This is a genomic window from Synechococcus sp. R6-7, assembly GCF_047461695.1.
Taxonomy (GTDB): domain Bacteria; phylum Cyanobacteriota; class Cyanobacteriia; order Thermostichales; family Thermostichaceae; genus Thermostichus.
This window is the reverse complement of record NZ_JANSHS010000112.1, coordinates 1-6946: the sequence shown is the minus strand read 5'-3', so window position 1 is coordinate 6946 and position 6946 is coordinate 1. Positions and strand designations below refer to the sequence as shown.

Sequence of the window (6946 nt, the reverse complement as noted above, 5' to 3'; positions counted from 1 at the left end):
ACGCGAAAGGACTCCGTCCCGCTTACGCGATCGGGAGCGGTGGTGGTGCTGGAGGGAGCCGAAACCTTGGCGGAAAGCGCTGCCAATGCTTTGTTGAAAACCCTGGAGGAGCCAGGCCCAGCCCATATTATACTCATCGCCCCCCAGGCGGCCTCGCTGTTGCCGACGCTGTTGTCCCGCTGCCAGATGGTGCCTTTTCGCCGCCTCAGCCCAGAAGAGGTCGACCGGGTGCTGAGTGGGTTGGGTTGCCCAGATCTGGCAGGGATCCCTCGATCCGAGCTGATTGCCTTGGCCCAGGGCAGCCCCGGCCTGGCCTTGCTGGCCCACCAGCACCTGCAGCAGATCCCGCCGTCGCTCCTTGAGGAACTCAAACGTTGGCCCTGGCACTCTTCTCTCCAGCAGGCATTGGAATTGGGCAGAGCGGTGGCCAGTTTGGAGCTGCCGGCACAACTGTGGCTGATCGATTATTTGCAGCAGCATTTTTGGGCGCAGGGATCCCGTCAGCCGTTTGCGCCAGGGGTGCAGAGCGCCATCCGGCAGTTGGAACGCATTCGCCAACACCTGTTGCAACTGGTGCAGCCCCGTCTCTGTTGGGAGGTCAACCTTGCCAGCATTAGCCCGGGTGGGTGATGTGGTAGCTGCCGTCGGCTTGTACCCAGGCGATCTCCGGGATCCGACATTGGCGGGCATAGGCTTCGATCTCTTCAGGGGCCCGATCCAGCAATTCCAGCTCCACCGCCTCCAATTCTCGCCAGCGGGCGGCCAAGGCCAGCGCCGCCGGGATCCCTGCCGGCACCAGGGGCACCACCAACCGTTTGCAGCCCATCTCCTCGGTTTGGGGATCGGGGGGCAAGAGCCGCAGCAGCGTATCCGGCAGAAGGGTAAAGCCGATCCCCGGCTGTTCGACCTGCTGAGGGCTGTAGAGGGCGTACAGCCGGTCGTAGCGTCCCCCCAGAGCAATGATCTCCCCGCCTGCCACTGCCTGAAAAACGATGCCGGTGTAGTAGGCCAGGGTTTGCAACAAGCTCAGATCCAGCACCACCCGCACCCCATGTTCCTCCAGCACCTGGCAGAGCTGCCGCAGATCCCGCAGCCGCTCAGGCGGCACAGGCAACTGAGCTAGGTCAGAAAGAACTGAGCCGGGCTGTCCCCGCAGCCCCAGAATCTGCAAGCCAATTTGGCGGGCGGCTTCCGGCAGAGGGGCCGATTCCAGGTAAACGTAGTCGAGCTGGGCAATGGCACGGCGCACTGCCGCTTGAGCCGTGGGGGCAACGGCGCTGAGCAAACTCTCGGTGAGGCTGACATCTCCCAGCAGCAGCGTCCAGGCGGCCTCCGTCCCGTTTACACAAGAAGAGATGCCGATCGAGCGAATGCAATCGGCCAGCAGCAGCAGAATCTCGGCATCTGCCAGCCATCCCCCTGCCCCGATCAGCTCCACTCCGGACTGAAAAAACTCCTGGCTACTGTAGGATCCCTCCTCCCGCCGGCTGTTGCGAAAAACGCTGCCGTGGTAGTAGAGCCGCAACGGCAAAGGCCCACCGGCTAGACGGGTGGCTGCCGCCCGCACAATGGAAGCAGTGAACTCGGGGCGCAGCCCCAGCATCGTCCCTTCGCCATCCCGCAGTTGCAGCACCGACTCAGCGCGGATGGATCCCCCCGCCAGCAGCGTTTCCAGCCGCTCTAGGGTGGGAGTGATGATGCGCTGGTAGCCATGGCGCCGGAAAACCCGGGTCAGCTGAGCCTCCAGCTTCTCCCGCCGTTGTACTTCCCGCGGCAGGAGATCCCGGGCACCGCTGGGGGGGCGCAGACTGCTGGAGACGGTGGAACTGGCCTCAGGGCGGGGATCCCAAAAGTGCTCCGCACCGCTACCGCGAGAGTGCTCCGCACCGCTACCGCGACCGTACACAGGGCTGCTCCAGCAGAGGATCCTGCTGCATCATACCGGATGTTGGAGGTCAGCTGGGATCCCGGGGAAACTCAGGCCACTCCCAGATGGGATCCGTGGAGCGCACTCGGTGCATTCCTGCTTCCGCAAAGCGGGCGAAAGCGGCCTCCGCCTGTTCGCTGAAATCCACAACGCCGGGGATCACCACCGCCGAGGTGCAGTCCTCCAGAAGATAAACTTTCTTGGCCAAGCTGGGATCCGTGGCTTGGATTTCCTGCAGCAGGTCACTCACCGTCCAGGCCACGCAATGGCTTTTGGCTTGGCCAGCCACGATCAGCGCATCAAACTGCAGCAGGTGGCGGATAAGAGGCTCATTTTTCTCGTCGATGGGATCCCCTTCCGGCCCGGTCAAGACCTCCGGGCTGAGTACGGAATAATTCTCCGTCAAGGGGTTGGCTCCCTTGAGCTGCAGGCTGGGCTGGCTGCAGCGGGCCATGCTGTGAAAGAAAATCGCCTCCTCCACCGCTGGCACCAGGGCATGGCCAATCCCCCCCAGCATGGAGTGGTAGGGCCAGACGATGAGGGGATATTTCCCCCCCTGCTCCAATTGCTCGGCGTAGTGCAGAGCGTAGACCTGCAACCGCGTCAGATCCCCCTGGGTGAGGTTGGCAGCCATGGCGGGGTTAACCCGCCAGCGTCCGCAGCGGATATCGGCTGCCGAAATGGCCGTGGCCGGCTCAGGATGGGCTCCCTGCGCGTCCACCCAAAAGACGGGGTGGAAGATCTGCATGGCCGTGTGGGTGTCGAGAGTGGCAATGATCTGGGTGAGGCAAGCCAAATTGCGGTAGATGAACTGACAAAGCCGGCGATTATCTTCCACCGCTCCCAACCCGCTGGAACCGGCCACAAACAGCTCAAAGCCGGGAATGCAAAAGGTGTTCTGCACATCAATGAGCAACAAGCCCACCCGCACCCGATCCGCCTCTGCCGGCGGGATCCCTTGCTCCTTGGCCCAGAGCTCGGCTTCTGCTGCCCGCTGTTGGTAGGGCACGCGCCAAATCTCTCCCACCCGCTCCGGATCAAAGTGGGGGGGAAGGCCCGCTGGAGCCTTAACAGTTAGCTCCTGTAGAGTGGTATTCATGGCGTTCTTCCGGTGGGGGCTGGATTGACCAGGCTTGCACAAGCTTGATCTAAGGTTAAAGGAAGTCGGGCTGGTACTTATGGTTGGTTTCACTATAAGTTGGGGGCAAGATTTTGTCCAGATGGCCGCCTGTATTTCTGGCTGAGTTTGGGTTTGGTGTCTTGTCGAGGCCGATTTTTAGGGTTTTTTGGGGTTGTGATGCTTCTGGTGGATCCCTACAAGCAGCCTTACTTATGGTAAGTTTCACTATAACCTTCGCAACAGCCCTCTGCTCGATCCCGCCGTTCCCCACTGGCTTCTGCCCCGAGGTTTTTCATGTTGAGCCCTGATTTCTCGTCGTTGCAGCCCCAAGACTATGGCCTGCTAACCGACCTGTACCAGTTCACCATGGCCGCCTGCTACGTGGGGGAAGGGCTAGAGTCTCAGCCCGCTGCCTTTGAGCTGTTTGTGCGGCGGCTGCCCACCGACTATGGCTACCTAATCGCCATGGGGCTCACCCAGGCAGTGGACTATCTGCAGCAACTGAGCTTCGCCCCCGAGGCTTTGCGAGCGCTGCGGGAAACGGGCATTTTCGCCGATGCGCCGGAGCGCTTTTGGGATCTGCTGGCCCGCTGCCGGTTTGAGGGGGATGTGTGGGCGGTGCCGGAAGGAACCGCCATTTTCGCCAACCAGCCCCTGTTGCGGGTGGAAGCCCCCCTCTGGCAAGCCCAACTGGTGGAAACTTACTTGCTGTCCACCTTTAACTACCAGACCCTGATCGCCACCAAGGCGGCCCGTATGCGAGATGCAGCAGGGGATGAGGCCATTTTGTTGGAGTTCGGCACCCGGCGAGCTTTTGGTCCCCAGGCGGGGCTGTGGGCAGCCCGGGCGGCTCTGGCGGCAGGGTTCAATGCCACCTCCAACGTCTTGGCAGCCCTGAAATTGGGGCGCAAGCCGGCAGGAACCATGGCCCATTCCCTAGTGATGGCCATTGCTGCTCTCTCGGGAGACGAAACCCGCGCCTTTCAATCCTTTCGGCGCTACTTTCCCCAAGCTGCGCTGCTGATCGATACCTACGATCCCATCCAAGGGGCGCGCACAGCAGCCCAGCTCTTTGCGGCCAGAAGCCCAGATCAACTGGGATCCCAGGGGGAAATCGGCGGGGTGCGCATCGACTCGGGAGATTTGGAAGATCTCTCTCGCCGGGTGAAACAAATTTTGCCTCAAGGCGCCCCGGTGTTCGTCAGTGGGGATTTGGACGAATACGAGATCGAGCGCCTGCATCGCTCCCAAGCCCCCATCAGCGGTTATGGGGTGGGCACCCGCCTGGTAACTGGAGAAGGCGTAAACGGGGTGTACAAATTGGTGGAAATCAATGGGATCCCAGTGGCCAAAGCTTCCTTTGCCAAAGCTACCCTTCCCGGTCGCAAGCAGATCTTTCGCGGCCCTGAAGGAGACTTGTTGGGCCATGCTGACGAGCCCCCGCCTCCTGGCTACGAACCGCTCTTGCGCAAAGTTATGGAAAAAGGGCTGCTGCTGGATCCCTTGCCGGATCTGGAAGCCATTGCCCGCACCAGCCGCGCCTCTGTGCTGTGCCTGCCCCAGGGAGTGCGACAACTGCGCCAGCCGGATCCCTGGCCCACAGCCCTGACTGCCGCTTTGCAACGGTTGAAAGACCACACCCTTGGCCAGGAATGTGCCTCGGCGGGCCCTGCCTGAGGAGAAGGAGTCCCGCTGCACTATAATGTTCTAGCTTCAAGGTCTCCGCTTTGAGGTTTGCCATTGGACTTGAGCCTTGAGCCACTTGGTTCTTCATTTTTCCCGATCTTTGCCCCCAGCTCTATGACCCAACGTGCCCTAATTACCGGCATCACCGGACAGGATGGCTCCTATCTGGCCGAGCTGTTGTTGAAGAAAAACTACGAAGTTCACGGCATCATCCGCCGCGCCAGCACCTTCAACACCGACCGCATCGACCACATCTACGTGGATGCCCACAACCCCCAGGCCAGGCTGTTTCTCCACTACGGGGATCTCACGGATGGCACCACCCTGCGCAGGATTTTGGAACAGGTGCAGCCGACGGAAGTGTACAACCTGGGGGCCCAATCCCACGTGCGGGTGAGCTTTGATGCGCCGGAATACACCGTCGATGCAGTGGCCATGGGCACGCTGCGTCTTCTAGAGGCCATCCGCGACTACCAGCAGCGCACCGGGATCCGGGTGAAGTTTTACCAGGCAGGCTCCTCGGAGATGTTCGGCCTAGTGCAAGAGATCCCGCAAAAGGAAACCACCCCCTTCTACCCGCGCAGCCCCTATGCCTGTGCCAAGGTGTACGGCTACTGGCAGACGGTCAACTACCGCGAAGCCTACAACCTCTTCGCCTGCAACGGTATCTTGTTCAACCACGAAAGCCCACGGCGAGGGGAAACCTTTGTAACCCGCAAGATCACCCGCGCCGTCAGCCGCATTGTGGCCGGCAAACAGGACAAGCTCTACCTGGGCAACCTGGATGCCAAGCGGGACTGGGGCTACGCCAAAGACTACGTCGAGGGGATGTGGATGATGCTCCAACAACCCCAGCCGGATGACTATGTGCTGGCTACCGGGGAAACCCACACTGTGCGCGAGTTTGTGGAACGGGCCTTCGCGCTGGTAGGCCTGCCGATTACCTGGAAAGGCTCCGGCCAAGCCGAACAGGGGTTGTACAAAGACCAAGTGTTGATCGAGATCGATCCCCGCTACTACCGCCCAACCGAGGTGGATCTGCTGTTGGGGGATGCTTCAAAAGCCAAGCGAGTCCTAGGATGGGAGCCCAAGGTGAGCTTCCCGCAGTTGGTGGAGCTGATGGTGCTGGCCGACTTGGAAGCCATCGGCCTGGATCCGGATCCCATCTTGGGGGAACGGCGCACCCTCAACGGCTTGCTTAGCGAAGATCGCGCTTTCATCCGCACCCAGCTGGGGGTTCACTACGACTGACAGGGTGAATACAACGGTGGAGACGGGATCCCAAAAGACAGCCTTGACCCCTTGTCCAAAGCAGGAACTAAACGCTTAATATAGTAGATCGCCGATTCTTTTGGTGCCTCGTCCTCTTGCTCCCCAGCTGACCATCTCTTGCTGACTTTGTTTGCTGATTTCGGAGAAATGCCCCCATGTCCCGCTACACAGGCCCCCGCCTAAAAATTATTCGTCGCTTCGGGGGACTTGATCTGCCCGGCTTGACGCGCAAGCGCCCCAAAAATACCAACCCGCCCGGTATGCATGGCGCCGAGCGCAAGAAAAAATCCGAATATGCCATTCGCTTAGAAGAAAAGCAGAAGGTGCGCTTCAACTACGGGCTGAGCGAGCGGCAGATGATCCGCTACATGCGCAAGGCACGGCGCTCCAAGGGATCCACCGGTTTGGCCTTGCTGCAAATGCTGGAAATGCGGTTGGATTGCATCGTGTTTCGTCTGGGCATGGCTCCAACCATTCCGGCAGCTCGGCAGCTCGTGAGCCACGGCCACATAGAGGTTAACGGCCAAAAGGTAACCATTCCCAGCTATGGCTGCAAAGTGGGGGATGTGATTACAGTAAAAAACAAGGAATCTTCCCGCAAGCTGGTGGCCGCCTACGCGGAGTATCCGGGGTTGTTTTTGCCGGACTACCTGGAGTTTGACAAAGAAAAGCTGCGCGGACGCATCAAGGAATTGCCCCCCCGCGAGCAAATTTGCGCCCCGGTCAACGAGCTTTTGGTGGTTGAGTTCTATTCCCGCAAGCTCTAGGGATCCCCTTTTGTGGCCATTGCAAATTGCGGGGGAATTTTGGGCAGTTTGACGTTCTCCTCACCCTTGAGGCCGGGGGATTTTTCACGGTTTGTTTTTTGTAGCGTTTCCCCTGCTCATCGCTCCTGTTGGCGATGCGTAGCGTTAGCTAGACCGCCGGGAAGCCCCGCCCTC

General features: G+C 60.4%; 5 protein-coding genes and 1 pseudogene. 4 read left to right on the top strand and 2 right to left on the bottom strand.

Annotated elements, in window-relative coordinates:
• Nucleotides 1-630: pseudogene (locus NW815_RS04010) on the top strand (DNA polymerase III subunit delta'); the annotation flags it as partial.
• Here the strand turns inward: NW815_RS04010 and NW815_RS04005 are convergent.
• Together NW815_RS04005 and NW815_RS04000 are read right to left on the bottom strand one after the other, a co-directional pair.
• Nucleotides 614-1906 carry an ATP phosphoribosyltransferase regulatory subunit gene (locus tag NW815_RS04005; protein ID WP_414415736.1) on the bottom strand — a complete coding sequence of 431 codons (1293 nt, stop codon included), beginning with the start codon at nt 1904-1906 and terminating at the stop codon, nt 614-616. The pseudogene NW815_RS04010 and the gene NW815_RS04005 sit on opposite strands and share 17 nt — an antisense overlap.
• 49 nt (nt 1907-1955) lie before the next feature.
• The gene (locus NW815_RS04000; protein ID WP_414390971.1) at nt 1956-3026 is read right to left on the bottom strand and encodes an isochorismatase; all 1071 of its coding nucleotides are present in this window, start codon (nt 3024-3026) and stop codon (nt 1956-1958) included.
• 315 nt (nt 3027-3341) lie between these two features.
• On the opposite strand from NW815_RS04000, the gene NW815_RS03995 reads away from it, so the two are divergent.
• From NW815_RS03995 to rpsD, 3 genes are all read left to right on the top strand, one after another.
• Nucleotides 3342-4724 (top strand): nicotinate phosphoribosyltransferase, encoded by a 1383-nt coding sequence (locus tag NW815_RS03995; RefSeq protein ID WP_414390969.1) that lies wholly within the window; start codon nt 3342-3344, stop codon nt 4722-4724.
• Between the two features lie 123 nt (nt 4725-4847).
• Complete coding sequence (gene gmd, locus NW815_RS03990) at nt 4848-5984, top strand: GDP-mannose 4,6-dehydratase (protein WP_414344822.1); 1137 nt, start codon at nt 4848-4850, stop codon at nt 5982-5984.
• Between the two features lie 176 nt (nt 5985-6160).
• Entirely contained in the window at nt 6161-6772 is a 612-nt protein-coding gene (rpsD, locus tag NW815_RS03985; protein ID WP_011432724.1) for a 30S ribosomal protein S4, read from the top strand.
• The last annotated feature ends 174 nt before the right edge of the window (nt 6773-6946 follow it).

Excerpts from the sequence above, each read along its gene's own strand:
- NW815_RS04000 (WP_414390971.1), bottom strand. The coding sequence starts at position 3,026 with ATGAATACCACTCTACAGGAGCTAACTGTTAAGGCTCCAGCGGGCCTT.
- NW815_RS03995 (WP_414390969.1), top strand. The coding sequence starts at position 3,342 with ATGTTGAGCCCTGATTTCTCGTCGTTGCAGCCCCAAGACTATGGCCTG.
- gmd (WP_414344822.1), top strand. The coding sequence starts at position 4,848 with ATGACCCAACGTGCCCTAATTACCGGCATCACCGGACAGGATGGCTCC.
- rpsD (WP_011432724.1), top strand. The coding sequence starts at position 6,161 with ATGTCCCGCTACACAGGCCCCCGCCTAAAAATTATTCGTCGCTTCGGG.